Source organism: Tatumella citrea, assembly GCF_002163585.1.
In the GTDB taxonomy this organism is placed as follows: Bacteria; Pseudomonadota; Gammaproteobacteria; order Enterobacterales; family Enterobacteriaceae; genus Tatumella; species Tatumella citrea.
This window is the reverse complement of the sequence record NZ_CP015579.1, coordinates 1648605-1666278: the sequence shown is the minus strand read 5'-3', so window position 1 is coordinate 1666278 and position 17674 is coordinate 1648605. Positions and strand designations below refer to the sequence as shown.

19 protein-coding genes are annotated in these 17674 nt (G+C 49.6%); 10 read left to right on the top strand and 9 right to left on the bottom strand.

From position 1 onward, the window contains the following. Positions 1-107: 107 nt before the first annotated feature. The gene (locus A7K98_RS07905) at positions 108-503 is read left to right on the top strand and encodes a VOC family protein (RefSeq protein WP_087488056.1); all 396 of its coding nucleotides are present in this window, start codon (positions 108-110) and stop codon (positions 501-503) included. A 239-nt stretch (positions 504-742) separates the two neighbouring features. Next, entirely contained in the window at positions 743-2383 is a 1641-nt protein-coding gene (locus tag A7K98_RS07900) for a dihydroxyacetone kinase subunit DhaK (protein WP_087488055.1), read from the top strand. Between the two features lie 60 nt (positions 2384-2443). Here the strand turns inward: A7K98_RS07900 and A7K98_RS07895 are convergent, their stop codons facing one another. Together A7K98_RS07895 and A7K98_RS07890 are read right to left on the bottom strand one after the other, a co-directional pair. Next, complete coding sequence (locus tag A7K98_RS07895) at positions 2444-2815, bottom strand: VOC family protein (protein ID WP_087488054.1); 372 nt, start codon at positions 2813-2815, stop codon at positions 2444-2446. Between the two features lie 196 nt (positions 2816-3011). Beyond that, on the bottom strand, positions 3012-3341 hold the full coding sequence (locus A7K98_RS07890; protein ID WP_087488053.1) for a YciI family protein: 330 nt from the start codon (positions 3339-3341) through the stop codon (positions 3012-3014). Between the two features lie 100 nt (positions 3342-3441). Here A7K98_RS07890 and A7K98_RS07885 point away from each other — a divergent pair, with 100 nt between their 5' ends. Next, positions 3442-4335 (top strand): LysR family transcriptional regulator, encoded by an 894-nt coding sequence (locus A7K98_RS07885; protein ID WP_087488052.1) that lies wholly within the window; start codon positions 3442-3444, stop codon positions 4333-4335. Between the two features lie 42 nt (positions 4336-4377). Here the strand turns inward: A7K98_RS07885 and A7K98_RS07880 are convergent, their stop codons facing one another. The 3 genes from A7K98_RS07880 to A7K98_RS07870 all read right to left on the bottom strand — a co-directional run bounded on the left by A7K98_RS07880 (position 4378) and on the right by A7K98_RS07870 (position 7722). Further along, the gene (locus A7K98_RS07880) at positions 4378-5097 is read right to left on the bottom strand and encodes an aspartate/glutamate racemase family protein (protein WP_087488051.1); all 720 of its coding nucleotides are present in this window, start codon (positions 5095-5097) and stop codon (positions 4378-4380) included. 217 nt (positions 5098-5314) lie between these two features. Continuing rightward, complete coding sequence (gene proP / locus A7K98_RS07875) at positions 5315-6823, bottom strand: glycine betaine/L-proline transporter ProP (RefSeq protein WP_087488050.1); 1509 nt, start codon at positions 6821-6823, stop codon at positions 5315-5317. A 176-nt stretch (positions 6824-6999) separates the two neighbouring features. After that, positions 7000-7722: a zinc-binding dehydrogenase gene (locus A7K98_RS07870; protein WP_232461605.1), complete on the bottom strand. Its 723-nt coding sequence runs from the start codon at positions 7720-7722 to the stop codon at positions 7000-7002. A gap of 121 nt (positions 7723-7843) precedes the next feature. Between A7K98_RS07870 and A7K98_RS07865 the strand changes: the two genes are divergently transcribed. The 3 genes from A7K98_RS07865 (at position 7844) to A7K98_RS07860 (ending at position 9816) form a co-directional block, all read left to right on the top strand. Further along, complete coding sequence (locus tag A7K98_RS07865) at positions 7844-8611, top strand: enoyl-CoA hydratase/isomerase family protein (protein WP_087488048.1); 768 nt, start codon at positions 7844-7846, stop codon at positions 8609-8611. A gap of 79 nt (positions 8612-8690) precedes the next feature. After that, positions 8691-9164, top strand: a complete 474-nt coding sequence (locus tag A7K98_RS21640; protein WP_250638354.1) for an oxidoreductase — start codon at positions 8691-8693, stop codon at positions 9162-9164. After that, a complete protein-coding gene (locus A7K98_RS07860) occupies positions 9091-9816 on the top strand; it encodes an oxidoreductase (protein WP_250638353.1) in 726 nt (241 codons plus the stop codon). Before A7K98_RS21640 ends, A7K98_RS07860 begins: the two co-directional genes overlap by 74 nt. Positions 9817-10124: 308 nt before the next feature. On the opposite strand, the gene A7K98_RS07855 is transcribed toward A7K98_RS07860, so the two are convergent. Beyond that, positions 10125-11015, bottom strand: a complete 891-nt coding sequence (locus A7K98_RS07855; protein WP_087488047.1) for a LysR family transcriptional regulator — start codon at positions 11013-11015, stop codon at positions 10125-10127. Between the two features lie 113 nt (positions 11016-11128). On the opposite strand from A7K98_RS07855, the gene A7K98_RS07850 reads away from it, so the two are divergent. Beyond that, positions 11129-11869, top strand: a complete 741-nt coding sequence (locus A7K98_RS07850; RefSeq protein WP_087488046.1) for a sulfite exporter TauE/SafE family protein — start codon at positions 11129-11131, stop codon at positions 11867-11869. Between the two features lie 233 nt (positions 11870-12102). On the opposite strand, the gene A7K98_RS07845 is transcribed toward A7K98_RS07850, so the two are convergent. Next, positions 12103-13311, bottom strand: coding sequence for an MFS transporter (locus A7K98_RS07845; protein WP_087488045.1), 1209 nt, complete (start codon positions 13309-13311; stop codon positions 12103-12105). Between the two features lie 133 nt (positions 13312-13444). Then, positions 13445-13795 (bottom strand): cyclophilin-like fold protein, encoded by a 351-nt coding sequence (locus A7K98_RS07840; protein WP_087490417.1) that lies wholly within the window; start codon positions 13793-13795, stop codon positions 13445-13447. Positions 13796-14031: 236 nt separating this feature from the next. Here A7K98_RS07840 and A7K98_RS07835 point away from each other — a divergent pair, with 236 nt between their 5' ends. The 3 genes from A7K98_RS07835 to A7K98_RS07825 all read left to right on the top strand — a co-directional run bounded on the left by A7K98_RS07835 (position 14032) and on the right by A7K98_RS07825 (position 16927). Then, positions 14032-14925: a LysR family transcriptional regulator gene (locus tag A7K98_RS07835; protein ID WP_087488044.1), complete on the top strand. Its 894-nt coding sequence runs from the start codon at positions 14032-14034 to the stop codon at positions 14923-14925. A gap of 553 nt (positions 14926-15478) precedes the next feature. Continuing rightward, complete coding sequence (locus A7K98_RS07830) at positions 15479-16597, top strand: alkene reductase (RefSeq protein ID WP_087488043.1); 1119 nt, start codon at positions 15479-15481, stop codon at positions 16595-16597. A gap of 15 nt (positions 16598-16612) precedes the next feature. Beyond that, a complete protein-coding gene (locus tag A7K98_RS07825) occupies positions 16613-16927 on the top strand; it encodes an ArsR/SmtB family transcription factor (protein WP_087488042.1) in 315 nt (104 codons plus the stop codon). A gap of 267 nt (positions 16928-17194) precedes the next feature. Here the strand turns inward: A7K98_RS07825 and A7K98_RS07820 are convergent, their stop codons facing one another. Beyond that, complete coding sequence (locus A7K98_RS07820; protein ID WP_232461633.1) at positions 17195-17392, bottom strand: hypothetical protein; 198 nt, start codon at positions 17390-17392, stop codon at positions 17195-17197. Between the last annotated feature and the right edge of the window lie 282 nt (positions 17393-17674).

Genomic DNA, 17674 nt, shown 5'->3' with positions numbered 1-17674 from the left:
GGCTAATCAGCATTCTCTGTGCAGCTCTTGTCTGGTTCAGGAGCCGGTTTGGCTGTGGAAGCAAAAGACTCAAATTCAGTTTCAGATAAATCATTCAGCGAGGTTTTATGTTCAGTCATATTACAGTCGGAGTCAGTGATCTTGAAACAGCAGGTCGTTTTTATGATGCCGTTCTCAGCCCGTTAGGATTGATTAACCGGCCAGTTATTCCGGATGGTGGACCGGCATCACTATGCTGGATTCACCCGGATCACAATCTGCCCCGCTTCTACACTTATCTGCCATTTAACGGCGCAGCGGCCACTGCCGGTAATGGCAGTATGGTGGCTTTTCTTGCCCCCACGCCTGATGCCGTCGATAAAGCCTTTCAGGCTGCACTATCTCTGGGTGGCAGTTCTGAAGGTGAACCGGGATTGCGCAAAAATTACGGTGATAACTATTATGGTGCCTATTTCAGAGATCCGGACGGCAATAAAATTCATATCGTCTGCCGGGATGATTAAGGGGCAGATTTTATCCCTGTCTTGTTGATAACACCCTCTGCGACCGTTGGTTTCGGGCATCATGGCAGAACACTCTGACTACAGACGTACTGTCCGCTGTCCGGATACGTTATTTGCCATCCGCTAAAGATCAGGATTTATTTGTGATGAAGATCACACTAATCGGTCGCCAGGCCATTGCCTGAGATAAACTGGCTCACAATTAGGGTCACAGTTTATCTGATTAGGGAGTGATTTCGATGAGTCATTTTTTCTATGACAGTAAAGAAAACCTTATTGATCAAGTAATTGAAGGTATTATCCGTACCAGTCCACATGGAAACCTGACCCGACTGAAAACCAATGCGGGATTGCGTGTGGTAGTGCGCAATGACTGGGATAAAAAACAGGTTGCGTTGTTATCTGGTGGCGGTTCCGGTCACGAACCGATGCATGCCGGATTTGTGGGTAAAGGCATGCTGACCGGAGCAATCTGCGGCGACATTTTTGCATCGCCGGGTGTCGATGCCGTGCTCAGTGCAATTATTAATGTCACCGGCGAGGCTGGCTGCCTGTTGATTGTAAAAAACTACACCGGTGATCGCCTGAATTTCGGCCTGGCAGCAGAAAAAGCCAGAGCGTTGGGTTACAAGGTAGAAACTGTTCTGGTAGAAGATGATATTGCATTGCCTGACAATCCCCGGCCACGCGGCCTGTCAGGCACTATTTTAGCCCATAAGATTGCCGGTTATGCCGCCAGTCAGGGGTTATCCTTACAGGATGTTGCCAGCCAAACCCGTTCAGCCCTGAAACAGATGGCGACAATAGGTGTTGCACTCTCTTCATGTCACCTGCCCGGGGCTGAAAACAGCGACAGATTACCGGCTGGTAAGAGTGAACTGGGGATGGGCATTCATGGTGAACATGGTGTAGCGACACTGGACACTCAGAACAGCCGTGATATTTGCGAACAAATAACCAAGGTCCTGTTGCAACACATTGGCGATAAATCAGATTTATTATTGATGATCAATAACCTCGGCGGATTCTCGGTACTGGAACTGGCACTGCTCAGCCAGCACCTGCTGGCTTCACCGTTAGGAAAACGGGTTCGTTTGCTGCAGGGCCCTGCAACCCTGGTCAGCGCCCTGGATATGAAGGGAGTATCACTGACTGTCCTGCCTCTGAATGAGCAACTCGAAGAGGCGTTACAGGCACCGGTCGCCGTTTCCGGGTGGTCCCCGCTCTACCCACCCGCCGAAATGCACTGGCAGCAGGCTGAGGCTCTGCCGGAAAATACCGCCGTTACGCCTTCGGACAATGCCGGTACTGCGGCGTTACTTGAGTCAGCCTGCCAGGCACTGATTGATAATGAACAAGCGCTTAATACCCTCGACAGCCATGTTGGCGACGGAGACACAGGTAGCACGCTGGCTACAGGTGCCAGATATGTCCTCAAAGCGCTGCAGGATGGCAGATTACCGCTCAATGAGCCGGCGGCCTTGTTAGGCTGGCTGGGAGAAAGCATCACCACGCCAATGGGTGGCTCAGGCGGAGTATTATTATCTCTGCTGTTTACCGCTGCCGCAGAAGGCTATGATCCGCAACAAAATCCCGGTAAAGCCTTTCTTAAAGGGCTGGAACAGATGAAGGAGTATGGTGGTGCCCGTCCTGGTGACCGGACGATGATTGATGCACTGCAACCAGCTTTTGAAGCGATGGCTGAGGATAAAAACTGGTCTGATGTAGTGGCTGCCGCGCAAAAAGGCGCGGAATCCACCGCAGAAATGAGCAAGGCGGGTGCCGGGCGTTCTGCTTATCTGAATGCCGACAGTCTGCAGGGCCATATCGATCCCGGCGCGAAAGCTGTCAGTGAAGTATTTGCTGCCATCCGTCGTTAACTGCCCACAACAACAGGCAGACGGACTTATTGCAACCCGTCGTCTGCCTGCTTAACACCGTTATTCAGACAGAATTTGTCCGACATCGATACGGTTACCGTCGTGGTCAGCAAATACAAAGGCTCTCAGGCCATAGTCTTTATCCTGTATCCCTTTAATGATTTTTGCTCCGGCCTGACGACAACGTTCAAAAAAGGCTTCTGCGTCATCCACCAACAGATGCGCGACCGGATAGGCGGCGGCTTTATGAAACGGCTGAAGTGTGAGGTGCAACTCAGCGTCATCGCGCTTAAGAATCATGAAACCGGTAGGATTACCGTTTTTAAATACTGCTTCAAAATTCAGCCCGTAAGTATAGAACTGCTCTGCACGCTGAATATTTCTCACCGCCAGTACGGCAGCGATTCGACCAAATCTGACAGCATCGTTCATCGTATGCTCCTTGAATCATCCTGAGATGTCAGTTTTGGACGATGCCTGACTGACTCACCGGTCGGTGCCGGAAGAGTTCACACTTTAACCGTTTATCCGGGTTTTGGCAGAATTAATCACAATAATCCGGTCTGTGGTTCTCTGTTTATCAGGGCCAGGCTCATTTATAAACCAGTAACCTGTCCCCCGTCCGGGCTTAGTCAATTAAATCCTGTAAATCACTCACAGTCTGTCGGCTGGATATATTGCTCAGTTGACCAAAGAGTGGGTCCCACTGCTGTATTTCCAGGTTTACTATCAGGTTTTCACGCGCAAACGGGTCGGCATTAACTAATGCATTTACCTGTTGGATATCCTCTGCCCGAAATATTAAAAATCCGGCCCTGAGCGGGGTATTTTTCAGTGGCCCTGAAGCTATCAGACTCCCGTTGCGGATCAACTGTTTCAGGTACAACACATGCTCACGAACAAATGTATTCCATTCAGGACCTTCAGGGTGTTCCATCGTAACCAGATAAATGTTCATTGATTATTCCTCTGTGGCTTTGCAAAAAATTCAGCATAATAACCACCATGAGTATTTAAAATAGCCATATATAAACTTCAGAAACAATCAGGAGTGTTTAATGCCCGATAAACTCACCAGTATGAGAACCTTTGTGGCAGCTGCACGGGGAGGTTCATTCGTCTTTGCCGCTGATAAACTGGGAATATCGCCGCAGATGGTTGCACGACATATTACGGCCCTGGAACATCAGTTATCTGCACGATTGCTGAACCGGACAACCCGCTCGCAAAGCCTGACGCCGGCAGGAGAGCAGTATCTGAAACGCTGCGAAGCGATAATTGATGCGGTTAACCAGGCAGACAATGAAGCCAGCGGTCATTCCAACATCCCTTCCGGAACATTACGGATTAATGCTCCGGTCTCATTTGGCCGCTACAGCCTGGTCGGTTTTGTCAGCCAGTTCCTGCGACGTTACCCGCAGATGAAGGTTGAACTGACACTGAGTGACGGAATTATTAATCCCGCCGCGGAATACTTCGATTTTGTGTTTCGTATTGGAGAACCGGATAAAAACCTGCGTTATATTGCCAGGCCTCTGCCTCCGTACCGGTTTATCGCCTGTGCATCACCAGATTATCTGAGCCGCCGTGGGATACCGGAACATCCGGAAGATTTACAACATCATGACTGTATTGGTTTCTCACCCTGGCCTGCAGGATTAGCCGGCCAGTGGCCATTTACCTGTGAGCAGCAAATAATTCAGGTCTCTGTAAATGGTCCACTGGTTATTAATGACTGGGGAGCGATACTGGAAGCAGCCCTGAAAGGCAACGGAATACTGATAGGCTATGAAAAAGGGCTTGAGTTGCCACTACAGCGGGGAGAGTTAATTCCGATACTGCAAAATTACCCGATTCCGGAACGTCCACTCAATCTCCTCTGCGATCCGCAGAGGATTAAAGAGAGTCGTTGTCAGCTATTTATCCGTGAAATCACTGAATATTTTGGCTAACACCTGCCCTTCTTGTTGGTAGCCAGAGGCCAGCAGGATGGATCAGACCGGGTTTGCCGTGATCTCGCGCAGGTGCAGATAGTGTCGGATCACATCCTGCGCCAGGCTGGCTGCGCTGTCGACAGTAACAAACGGATAGTCGCCGCTATCCAGCAACGGACTGATATCAGTACAGGCTATCAACACGGCGCCGCTGTTGTTTTCCGCAATCAGCCCGGTGATCTGATGCCAAAGTTCGCAAACGGCGTCACTCTGGTAACCCTGCTGTTTAATCGTGCTGATCAGTGTAGTCGTCAGTTTACGGAGTTGCGGGGTATCAAAAAGTTGTTTGCCGGCAGCCTGCAATTTTTGTTGCCAGTAGCCAGCCTCCAGCGTCGGTTCTGTCGCCAGCAATGTGACACTGTTCACCTGATGCGGTATCTGTTGAACGGCACTTCCGGCAATATGCAGCAGCGGGATATCCCCGGCCGCCTGTTCCATTTCGTTGAAATAGTTATGTGCCAGATTACATGGCACTGCAATAAAACTGACTCCGGCCCGGACCAGCTCATTTATTCCTGAGCGTAAGGCAGCAATCATCGCCTGATCATCAATCTGTTTACCTGGCCAGAACGGTGTCGGCAATGAAATGATATGCATGCGAGGAAAATCCATATCAAAACACGCTGCATACTGAGACTGGCATTCCGAGATCAACATATCAATAAATGGCGCGGTTGAACGTGGCCCCATGCCAGCCAGAATTCCGATTGAAACGGTCATGTTTACTGTCCTGCTTTATGCTAACTCAAAGGCTGTAGTGTATCTCAGATAGCATTAACCGGGCCAGCCGCCAGCATTTCAGCACTGTGGAAACACCATCTTCTCCGTGATTGTTTGTACCAACAGAGCTCGCTGAACAGAGGAAATTTGAGATGGAAGAAATAAAAAAACCGCCATCCGGAGATAGCGGTTTATTTAATTTAACGGTTCACTGAGTTTAATTAGTGATATCCGGATGCTGGTCAACTAAGTTACGGCGTTTAGCCTGCAGCTCTTCAATCTGCTCATCAATATCTTCAATTCGCTGTTCAATACCGTCATGGTGTTCCTGCAACAGTTCTTTCGCTTCTTCCAGCGAGGAGGCTGCCGGAGTGCCGCCATACAGCGGTTTATTGGCGGTTTCACGCATCGAAATACCGGTGACCACCCCAATAACACCCACTACCATCAGGTAAAAGGCAGGCATATACAGATTGCCACTTACCTCCACCAGCCAGGCGGTCAGAGTCGGGGTAATACCCGCCACCAGGATAGAGATATTGTAGGTACTGGCCAATGCACTGTAGCGGACCTCTGTCGGGAACAGAGCCGGCAGAGTCGCTGCCATCACCCCAATCAGACAGTTTAGAATCACCGCCTGAATCAACAGCCCGAAAAATAACGCAGGCAGACTGTTGTGTGTAATCAGCATAAATGACGGAATCGAGAAGACCACCATCGCAATGCTACCGATAACGATAAACGGACGACGACCGAACTTATCGCTAAGCAGACCCATCACCGGCTGTACAAACAACATTGCCAGCATAATAACCACGATAATCAGCACACCCCGGTCTTCAGAGTAATGCAGATCGTGAGTCAGATAGCTTGGTACGTAGGTCAGCAACATGTAGTACGCAACGTTGGTGGTAATGACGATACCGATACAGGAGACCAGGTTACGCCAGTGTTTGCGAGCTACTTCTTTAAATGGTACTGACGGACCTTCGCTCAGCCCCTGTTTGGAACCTTCTTCCAGCGAATCCACATGTTTCTGGAATGCCGGAGTCTCTTCCAGAGCATTACGCAGATAAAGGCCAATTAAACCCAGCGGTAATGCAAGGAAGAACGGAATTCGCCAGCCCCATTCATTAAAGGTTTCCTGCCCCAGCATAGTGGTAAGCAGTACCACAATCCCTGCACCACACACAAACCCGACCAGCGACCCAAAATCCAGCCAGCTGCCCATAAAGCCACGTTTTCGGTCCGGGGAATATTCGGCCACGAAGATCGACGCACCGGTATACTCGCCCCCCACAGAAAACCCCTGCACCATCTTAGCTATCAAAAGAAGTACCGGTGCCCAGAATCCGATAGTGGCATAGGAGGGAATTAAACCAATACAGAAGGTACTGAGGGTCATCAGAACAATGGTGGTCGCCAGTATTTTTTGTCGTCCATATTTATCGCCCAGTACCCCAAAGAACATTCCTCCCAACGGACGAATGATAAAGGGTACAGAGAACGTCCCTAACGCAGCGATAATCTGAATAGCAGGAGATGCATTAGGGAAAAATACTTTACCTAAAACTGTCGCAACATATCCATACACACCAAAGTCAAACCACTCCATGGCATTACCCAATGCCGCAGCTGTTATGGCTTTTTTTAGCCTGGCGTCATCGATAATCGTGACGTCCTTCAGCCGCATTGGTTTAACTTTTTTACGTTTTATTTTTAGCATCTTTTTTCCTTAAAACACAAACACCTTAATAATCACCCACCTATAAAGCATAGGCTAAACCTGTGAGGTTTCAAATCGGGCGTTATTGTTTAGGAAAAAGCTGCAAAAAAACCGGACGTTAGCGGGTCCCATTCTGCCTGCCCGGTATCAGTTTTTACTGATGGTTTTCGATTCAGTTACAGTTTAACCAGCACCAGACACCGGGCTTTTCCACTACAGGTTTCATTCAATGCCTGTGGAGCAGATTCCAGCCCGTTAAAACAGGTCTGAGGAAAACGAATATCTGACCATAACGGCTGTGTCAGGCATTCCAGCCATTCACTGAACGCTTCCGGATGTTGATCCGCACTGTAACCGCGCATCGTGACACCTTTGACTATCAGTTCAAACGAATCAATTTCAACCGGGGCATACTTCGTTGAAGTCCCTTCGGCAAGCCCGGCAGATAATGCGCCAGGCAGAACCAGTCTGGCCCCTTCGCGGCTTTGTGAGACAGCAGCGGCCAGTTGTTCGCCTCCGACAATATCAACAAACAGATCAATGCCCCCTGGCGCATAGCGCTGCAATTGTTCGCTGATACTCCCTTCGCCACGGATTATCACCTCATCATAGCCCAGTTCCTGTTTCATCCACTCTGCCTTCCGCTGGCTTCCGGTACTGCCAGTCACCCTGCCCGCCCCCAGCTTACGGGCGATTTGCCCGGCCATCGAACCGATCGCGCCGGCACCGCCGGAGATAAACACCACATCCCCATGGGCGACAGTGGTGCCCCTTGTCAGTGCGGCATACGCTGTCCAGTCGTTCCCGGGATAAGCTGCCGGATTCAGCAACTGGCCGCCTAACCGGGTACAGTGATTCAGATCGACTACTACAAAGTTGCCGGAGTAGTTTACCGCCACACAATTATTCCACCACGGAATAGATATTATCCGTTTTGAAGGCGATCCCATTTAAGCAGGAATGGAATATTGTGATTCCACACCCAGCCAATCCTGTCTGGCCATCCTGAGGAATATCGCTATGTCAGCATTTGAAACCTACCGCAACGCATTCCCGAACGCCCGTCTGACCCGCAAAGAAAACGGGGTACTGGAAGTTAAATTCAACACCGATGGTGAAAAGCTGGTGTTCGACGGTCACACCCACCAACAGTTTGTTGAATTGTTTCATGCCATTGGCGAAGACCGTGATAACCGCGTTGTGATTCTGACCGGTTCCGGTGATGCCTTTATGGACGCCATCAGTCCGGAAGGTTTTGACTTTTTCACCCCTACAGGATTCGACAAAATTCTGCGTGAAGGCCGGAAAGTGCTCAGCAACATTCTCGATATTGAAATACCAATGATCACTGCACTCAATGGCCCTGTGCTGCTGCACAGTGAATATGCCCTTCTGAACGATATCATCCTGGCCACGCCGGAAACAGTGTTTCAGGACAAACCTCACTTTGAGTTCGGGATAGTACCAGGCGACGGTGTACACATCCTGTGGCCGGAAGTGATTGGTTCTGTTCGTGGTCGTTATTTTCTGCTGACCCGCCAGAAACTGGATGCACAGACCGCCAAAGAGTGGGGAGTGGTTAATGAAATTGTTCCCGCCGACCATCTGTTGGCCCGTGCCCATGAAATCGCCGATGGGATTGCTGCCCTTCCGCCACTCACCTCACGCTATACCCGCATTGCACTGACACAGCGTCTGAAACGATTGTTAGACGAAGGTATTGGTTATGGCCTGGCGCTGGAAGGAATCAGCGCGGCTCAGGTTGCCCGTACTATGGCGCAACAATAAACGCGAAAACCACCGAACCTAAATCATTCACCGGTGACCGCGGCATACACGATCACCGCTGAGTTACGGAGTATTAATAATGAAAAAATTACTATCAGCCGCCATTGCCGGAAAATTACAGCTCGAACACCGCGTTGTCATGGCCCCCGCGACCCGCATGAGAACAGAGCCGGGAGGAGTTCCCGGTCAACTGATGACGGAATACTACCGTCAACGGGCCAGTCAGGGCGGGCTGCTGATTGCCGAAGCTACCGCGGTGTCGCCTTACGCAAATGCTTATCAGGATGCCCCTGGCATTTTTACCGACCAGCAACAGGCCGGCTGGCAACGACTGACAGAAGCCGTTCATGCCCGGGGGAGCCAGATTATTTTACAACTCTGGCATCCGGGCCGTCAGTCACTGCCGGAACTGTCCGGAGGTCAGCAACCTGTGGGCCCTTCCGCACTGACAGCCAGAGAAACCTACGGAGTGGTGAGAAATGAACAAGGCGGCCAAGCTATTCCCACAGCCGCGAGCACTGGAAACCGCCGAAATTCAGCGACTGATAACTGAATTGCGCCAGGCTGCAGTACGGGCGAAAGATGCCGGCTTTGATGGTGTTGAACTCCATGCAGCGAATGGTTATCTGCCTGAACAGTTCCTGCTGGATGGCAGTAATCTGCGTACCGATAACTATGGTGGCAGCCTTGAAAATCGTGCTCGCTTTCTGCTGGAATCGGTTGCGGCACTGACTGAAGTGTGGGGCCCCGGCCGGGTAGCCGTTCGTATTTCACCCAGTGGTATTTATGGTGATATGCATGACAGTGATCCGCAGACCACCTTCCGCTATCTGGTGAGTCAGCTCGTCCCTTATCAACTGGCTTATCTGCATATTATTGAGCCACGGATTGTTGGCCCGGAAGATAAACAGGCAGATCATTATGCAGAGCCGGTGGCCAGCCACGATCTCCGCCCTTATTATCCGGGGACGATTATCGCTGCCGGTGGTTTCAAACCGGAGGATGCGGAGAAAATGCTGCAAAGTGGTGATGCTGACCTGATTGCCTTTGGCCGGCTGTTCACATCAAACCCGGATCTGCCGGAACGTATCCGTCACAGCCAGCCACTGACACACTATCAGCGCGAGACTTTTTTTGGCGGAGATGCCCGCGGTTATACCGATTTCCCCACATACCACAGGTCAGCTGAAGTGGCTGAACTGTAGACAAGAGAGCAGCGCTCCTCTGCAGGGGAGCGCATAAGTATAAATACCTGCCCGAAATCCCGAACCCTGTATCCAGTCCTGAGCAATGGCTGTCTTTTATGCGGTATCTCAGCCGGGGAGACAGTGAATGAGCAGGGTTAATTTTCCTGGTGTCAGCGTAGTATCCGCTATTAAAAACGGGCTGTTGATATCGTTTTTGAGAGTCATCCATTCATATCAGGGTGAGTATTTTGAAAAGGTTGACGGGTGTTGTTCTAAATCTGTCTAACACTGAGTGGTAGCAGGTTAACCTGCTACCACCTTAAGCCTTATAGATTTTTTATTCTGAGAAAATCGATTAACTCTGCCATTGCCGGGCTAAGTGAATCCGGCGTTTTATAGCAAATACAGATCCGCCGCCGTGCCCACGAATCGTTTAGTGGCAATATATGGTAGTGAAATTTTTTACTAAAGCGCTCAGCAAGTGACACAGGAATAACTGCAACACCAATCCCATTACTGACCATCTCGCAAATGCCTTCAAAACTGCTCATTCTGATACGATAACAGAGTGCATTACCCGTTTTTCTGGCATGTCCACTGATATGGTCCTGTAGCGCATTACCGGGATACAGACCAATAAAAGGTTCACTGATCACCTCTGACAGTGTGGCATTATCTCTCAGTTTCAGCGGATGAGTGACAGGGATAATAAGCGCAAGCCTGTCATCGGCCAGGGGTTCGAGAATAAGCTCACCGGCATCAACCGCATCAGATATCAGCCCTGCTTCAGCAATACCATTACGAATACTGTTAATAATATCTTCACTGGTTCGCTCTTCCAGCTCGATGGTTACATTAGAATGTTCTGACAGCCACGTTGCCAGCTTACCCGGCAGAAAACTGGCCATCGCTGATGTATTAGCATATAACCGGACCTTACCTTTGATACCTTTGGCATAGGCATCGAGTTCAGTTTTGAGTCGTTGGTGCCGGGCAAGTAATTCTCTGGCGTGGCCGACCAGTATCTCACCGGCCTCTGTCAGGCTAATGCCCCTTGGATGGCGAAAGAATAGTTTCACCCCGCTGTCTTGTTCGATGCTTTTCAGCCTCTCGCTGGCCGATCCCACGGCCAGACTGGCATGTTCGGCACCCCGGGTAATGCTTCCCGCATCAGCAATACAGACAACCAGCTTCAAATCAGAAAGATCCAGTCTCATTCAGGAATCACCTAACGCTTCGGATTATCCGAAGCATGGTGCACTAAAACCAGATTGTCCACTTAACGCAGTGGTGTTTGAATCACTTAACTTTCCTTAGCAGAGCAAATGTCATGAACGAACAACTGTATCTCTGCCTTATCTTTATTTTTATCCTCGCTGGTTTTGTTAAAGGTGTGACTGGTATGGGCTTACCTACGGTAGCAATAGGTCTGCTGGGTCTGTTTTTACCTCTGCCGGTCGCGGCAGCATTGCTGGTTATTCCTTCTTTTGTCACTAATTTACTTCAGCTTTTCACCGGCCCGTCAGTGCGACTGATTTTCAGACGTTTGTGGCTGATGATGATGTTGATTCTGGTTTGCACGGTAGCAGCCTCTCCCCTGATAACCCGAATGAATCCCGCCTGGTCAGCGTTTTGTCTGGGGGTGGCTCTGATTGTTTATGCTGCTTTCGCACTGATTTCGCCTTCCCTCACGATCTCTCAGACCCGGGAAACATGGCTGTCACCGGTGACCGGAGGAATAACAGGATTAATCACCGGTGCCACGGGCGTGTTCGTTATGCCGGCAGTTCCCTTTCTGCAGTCACTTCGCTTCAGTAAAGATGAACTGGTGCAGGCACTTGGGTTGTCATTTACCGTGTCAACCATTGCACTGGCCATCGGGCTTTATCTTAATGACGCATTCAGAATCGGGCAGTTTTCATTATCCTTTCTCTCAATATTCCCGGCGCTGGCGGGAATGTGGATTGGACAAAAGGTGCGCGCATGTATCAGCGCCAGACGTTTCAGACAGTGCTTTCTGTTGTTTCTGATATTGTCCGGGCTGGAGTTAATTTCACGCCCGTTTATCTGATTGTCAGGACCCAAAAATCAGCTACCGCTGAAACCAGTCCAACCGACAGATAACCGGGCAGAGGCCCGGGGGGCACCTGTATGGTCAGTAGAAAGAATGCCCGGGCTGTTGAATAAAATGTCAGACCTGATACAGCGGGCTATTTAATAAGCCCGTTAAAAAGCGGTCTGTATTCCATATGCAGACTGAATTTATACGGCAATACCGTTCTGTCAGTGCCAGGATTCATTCTGTTACCTGCCCGTATTGTCTGCACGGGAAGTCAGGAATATAAGTACAGTCGCGATAATTAACATCACGGCACTGGCCAGAAAGGTACTTTGATAACCGTGATGGTCGAAAAGCAAGCCACCTACTGTTGAACCAAGGGCAATCGACAGTTGCACGGTGGCTACCATCAGCCCTCCGCCAGCTTCGGCATTCTGTGGGAAGGTACGTGGAATCCATGCCCACCATCCAACCGGTGCGGCGGTAGAAATAAGTCCCCAAAATCCAAGCAATACCGTCACAAACGCTACCTGGCTTCCGAAAGCAATCAGTGCCAGTGCAGTGATGGCCATCAACACAGGGATAGCCATTAATGTCTGGTAGAAACCGGGTTTAAGTACCTTGCCAATTAACGTGGTCCCGATAAATCCTGCAACACCAATGATCAACAGAATCATAGTCACCACTGAAGCATGCACCTTCGTTACCGTCTCCAGAAAAGGCCGGATGTACGTGAAAAGCGTGAACTGTCCCATAAAGAAAATCCCGACCCCGAGCATGCCGAGCGTGACTAATCTGCTACGAAACAGAGCAAATATATTCCGTGAACCAGCTTCCTGTCGGGCTCCCGGCATAGACGGCAGACTGACCAGTTGCCAGATAAATGCAATCAGCGCGACCGGTAACAGGCAGAAGAATGCTCCCCGCCAGCCAATCACCGCACCAAGCCAGCTTCCCAACGGAGCCGCCACTACGGTAGCCAGCGCATTGCCGCTATTGAATATAGCCAGCGCCAGCGGAACACGATGTGCAGGAACCAGACGCATTGCCGTTGCTACAGACATCGACCAGAATCCACCGACCACAATACCAATCAGGGCCCGCCCCGCCATATAGGTCAGGTAATTAGTCGCCATCGCGATCACCGCCCCGGAAAGCGCCATAATGCAGGTCAGACCGAGCAACAGGGTCTTACGGTTAAGTGTGCCAGCCAGCCTGGAAATAAACAGGCTGGTTACCACCGCAAACGCACCGGAAATAGAGATTCCTTGCCCGGCCATACCTTCGGTAATATTCAGTGCGTGAGCCATTGGAGTCAGCAGGCTGACCGGCATAAACTCGGAGGCGATTAGCGAGAAAACGCACAACGTCATGGCAAAAACGCCACTCCAGTGCGCCTGCGGTTTCCCAGTCTGTCTGTTTTTGTTTCTGATCTCAGTTTGATGATTACCCATTTACGCCTTTCTTTTTTAAAAATAATACGATGCCGTGCTGTGGCTGGTTCAGGGCCATCAGGGACAGTGGAACGAAGGTGTGAGGAATGAACGTGTTATTAACAGGATTGGCAGCACTACAAAGTGCAACTGTTCAGTCTGAAACGCTGATTTGCACTGACAGTGGCCCGTGCCGCTCAAGAGCAGCAATACCTGAATCAATTTTTCCTAACGGAATCAGTGAGCGAGCGTAGGCTCTGCCGTGGGTAAAAATCGCCAGATTACCCCAGGGCGCGTAGAACGTGATATCCCCCGCTTGCGGCGTCATACCCGCCGGAGCCTGTGCAACAGATAATCTGCGTGGCAGATCACTAATGCGTTCAATATCGGCATAGTCCTCAAGGGTTATGTTAAGAGGCAATAATGAGGCAAAATCCCGCGCTGTCGGCGTGTCAAACAATGTGGCAGTGGCTGTCTCTCCGTCGACGATAAGTTTAATTTTCATAAGTATCTCCTTTCCTGGTCTTTGGTCATTTCCAGCAGCCATATCTGCATACAAGGCGAACAGCAGCCCGGCCAGAATGAGCATCAGCAGTAATGACGGTATATTGCGGGTGTTTCGCCTGTCGGATAATGTTGGCTTTTTCATCGCATTATTGTTACCAATAGGCAGCGGTGAAACTAGCTAATGAATGCTTAACAGCCTTATAAGTAAAATTAATAAACAGGACAAAAACGGTCATGGCCAGACGTAACCTTAACGACTTACTTTCCTTTGTGACCGTGGCGCGGGAATCCAGCTTTACGCGCGCTGCCGCGCAACTTGGCGTAACCCAGTCGGCACTTAGCCAGGCTATTTCCGGACTGGAAGAGCGGATGCAAATCCGCCTGCTCACCCGCACTACCCGTAGTGTATCGCCAACGGCTGCAGGAGAACGTCTGCTGCAGTCAGTGGGCCACCGTATCGACGAGATTGAAGCCGAGCTGGATATGCTCACCGAACTTCGGGATAAACCCGCGGGTACGGTGAGAATTACCTGCGGTCCGAATGTGCTGAAAACGACCTTACTGCCGAAACTCACCCCGTTATTGCGGGAATATCCGGATATTCATATCGAGTTCGATGCTAATCACGGATTCCGGGATATTGTGGCAGACCGTTTTGATGCAGGAGTCCGTCTGGGCGATACGATTGACAAAGACATGATAGCGATGCCAATTGGCCCACAATTACGGATGGCGGCGGTAGCTTCGCCAGATTATTTCAGCCGGCATTCGACTCCGCAGACGCCTTATGATCTGACAGAACACCAGTGCATCAATCTGCGTATGGTCCGGTCCGGTGCAATCTATGTCTGGGAATTTGACCACGAAGGTAATGAGTTGAATGTACGGGTTAACGGGCAACTAACGTTTAATACTTCTGAGCATATTGTGGACGCTGCGCTGACCGGGCTGGGAATAGCCTTTTTACCTGAGCAGGAATGTGGTTCACATATCAGCGAAGGCCGTCTGGTTCGCGTACTTGAGTCCTGGTGCCACCCTTTTCCCGGCTACTATCTTTATTACCCCAGCCGTAAACAACTTTCTCCGGCGTTTTCACTGGTCGTTGATGCGTTACGTATTACCCGATAATTTTATTATCAGGTTTTGATGGTTGAACCGGGCAGCGTCCTGCAAACACTTCAACAGCATAATCCGGCAGGATACGAATTATTCCCACGGCCTTATTTTTGACCAGATTATATGAGGTTATCTGGGCTTGCACTGAACCAGAGCGGGTAAAGCTTCAATGGCAGAGGCACTCTTCAGAGGTTTTCAGACCAACAGCTCCATGGACAGGAAGTACACAAACTTTCGGTCCCTGATTTTCCCGACCCGGTTTCATCATCTGAACATAAGTTTATCCACCGCTACATAGGGCAGTGCATTTGTATTTTCACTCTTTCAATCAGTTTATTGCGCTAATTTAGTATCCTGCACACCAACTATACCCATGACATTCGGCAATGTGTGTTATTGCCATAACGGATTAGGCAAATCACACGCCTGCAACCACTCGCACATTATTAATTAGCGTTCTCAATCGACGACAACACGAATGACATAGTTCAGCACGAACTACCAATTTACACATTTAAATCTTTAAATATAATATTACCACTTTGTCATTTAAGGATCGTTTGTTATGCCATCTCTTTTCAGCCCTTTATCTCTGGGTTCACTGACTCTGCGTAACCGTATTGCGCTTCCTCCTTTAACCCGCTGCCGCAGCAATCAGCCGGGAAATATTCCAGGCGATACGATGGTCGAGTACTATCGCCAGCGTGCAAGTGCAGGATTTATGGTCACCGAGGGTACACAGATTGAGCCCCGGGGCCAGGGATATGCGTGGACACCCGGCATCCATAGCGAACAACAGATTGCTGGCTGGAAGCGAGTGACCGATGCCGTTCATCAGGAAGGAAGTACAATTTTTTGTCAGCTCTGGCATGTCGGTCGCGTATCACATAATGAACTTCAACCAGAGAAACAAGCCCCGGTAGCACCTTCCCCTGCGGCTGCAACCAACGTGAGAGTCTTTATTGAAACCGGGCCGGGAACCGGGATTCTGACATCACCCAGCCAACCGCGCGAATTGACGACTCAGGAAGTTAAACAGATTGTGGAACTGTATCGGACAGCGGCAGAGAATGCTAAAAAAGCCGGTTTCGATGGTGTAGAACTCCACTCGGCCAATGGATATCTGATTAACCAGTTTATTTCTGAACATACTAACTTCCGTTGTGATGAATACGGTGGTTCGCTGGAAAACAGACTACGTTTTTTACGTGAAGTAGTTCAGGCAGTCAGTTCTGTTTTTGGCAGTGATCGTGTCGGCGTACGCTTTGCTCCCCTGTTTTCCAGTACTGATGAAGAACGGGTCTATCTGGGTCTGGTTGAAAGTGATCCTCACACCACCTATATCCGTGCAGCAGAAATCCTGAGTGAACTTGGCGTCGGATATCTGTCAATTGCTGAGGCTGACTGGGATAACAGCTCGGACCTGCCGGAAAGTTTCCGGACTGCTTTACGTAAAACTTTTCAGTCACCAATAATGTATTCCGGTCGTTACACTCAGGAGAAAGCCATGCTTATGCTGGAAAAAGGCTGGGGTGACTTATTTGGTTTTGGCAGACCATTTATCGCGAACCCGGATCTGCCTGAACGGCTAAAAGCGGGCTACCCATTAACGGACACCGATCAATCGACTCTGTATGGTGGTAGCGTGAAAGGATATACTGACTACCCTGTTTACTCTTCCTAATCTTTGTGAGGCGGCATGTCACCAGAAAATGCCATTAAGTTACTGGCTAACCCTACACGGGTTGCTGTGCTGAAATGGCTAAAAAATCCCGAAGAAGCGTTTGCAGGCTATTCTCAGCTCTTTCCCTTCGGACAGTATGGTGTCTGTGCCAGCCTCATCCAGGACAAGACGGGTTTGTCACAACCCGCCACCTCATTGTGTCTTAAAGCCCTCTATGATGCAGGTCTGCTCGAAGCCAGTAAGGTGGGGAAATGGACCTATTATCGTCGTTGCGAACCACGTATTGGTGAGATGACTGATATTGTCTCCCGGGCTCTGCATGAGCTGTAATTCCGGTATTGCCGCCCTTTTGATATTCACTGTCAAAACACTAATTATTCTTAACTCTGGTCGATAATTTCCTGCAGCAGTCAGCTGCAGGAAATTATCACCATTTTATGCCGCCTGTTCACCGCCAATAGCAGTCATCGCTGAACAAATGTCTGGCCTAAACTGCACCGACTGGCCGGGGTGTTCCGCCTCCGGAGTGCAGTCAGAACAACGAGTTTATCGTCAGAACAGTAATACCCTCATATGGAGGGTATTTATCTGAAATGACTATAGCGGACGTTTTTCCAGTGCCTCGGCTATACGTTTAAGATATTCATTATTTTTAAAGCTAACAATAACGCATTCGAAGAATACTCTACTGAAAACAGCAATAATGATTAAAACGATCGCTTCGCTAACTTTCCCTTGTGACAGGTTAAACAAAGCGCCAATTAAGGATAATATCAGGGTCAGAGCATATAACACTGTAATTATCTGAGGTGTAATTAATCTATTGAATCCCACAAAAAAATCCTTTTTAATGTTATGGAGATTAGTCTTATATCATTACGGTCAATATACATCCATTGATATCTGGTGTTACCAGGCTGGCCGATAAACTAAAACTGCTTACCACTTAATCTTTCTCCCGGGATTGTTTTTTCGATTTATTCGCTGGTAAGCCACTTTTATATTTGTGCAGCCTGTTCGTTCTGTAAATGCCCGACGATTTAGTTTGTTATTGCAAGGGCCGTGACACTATTTTTT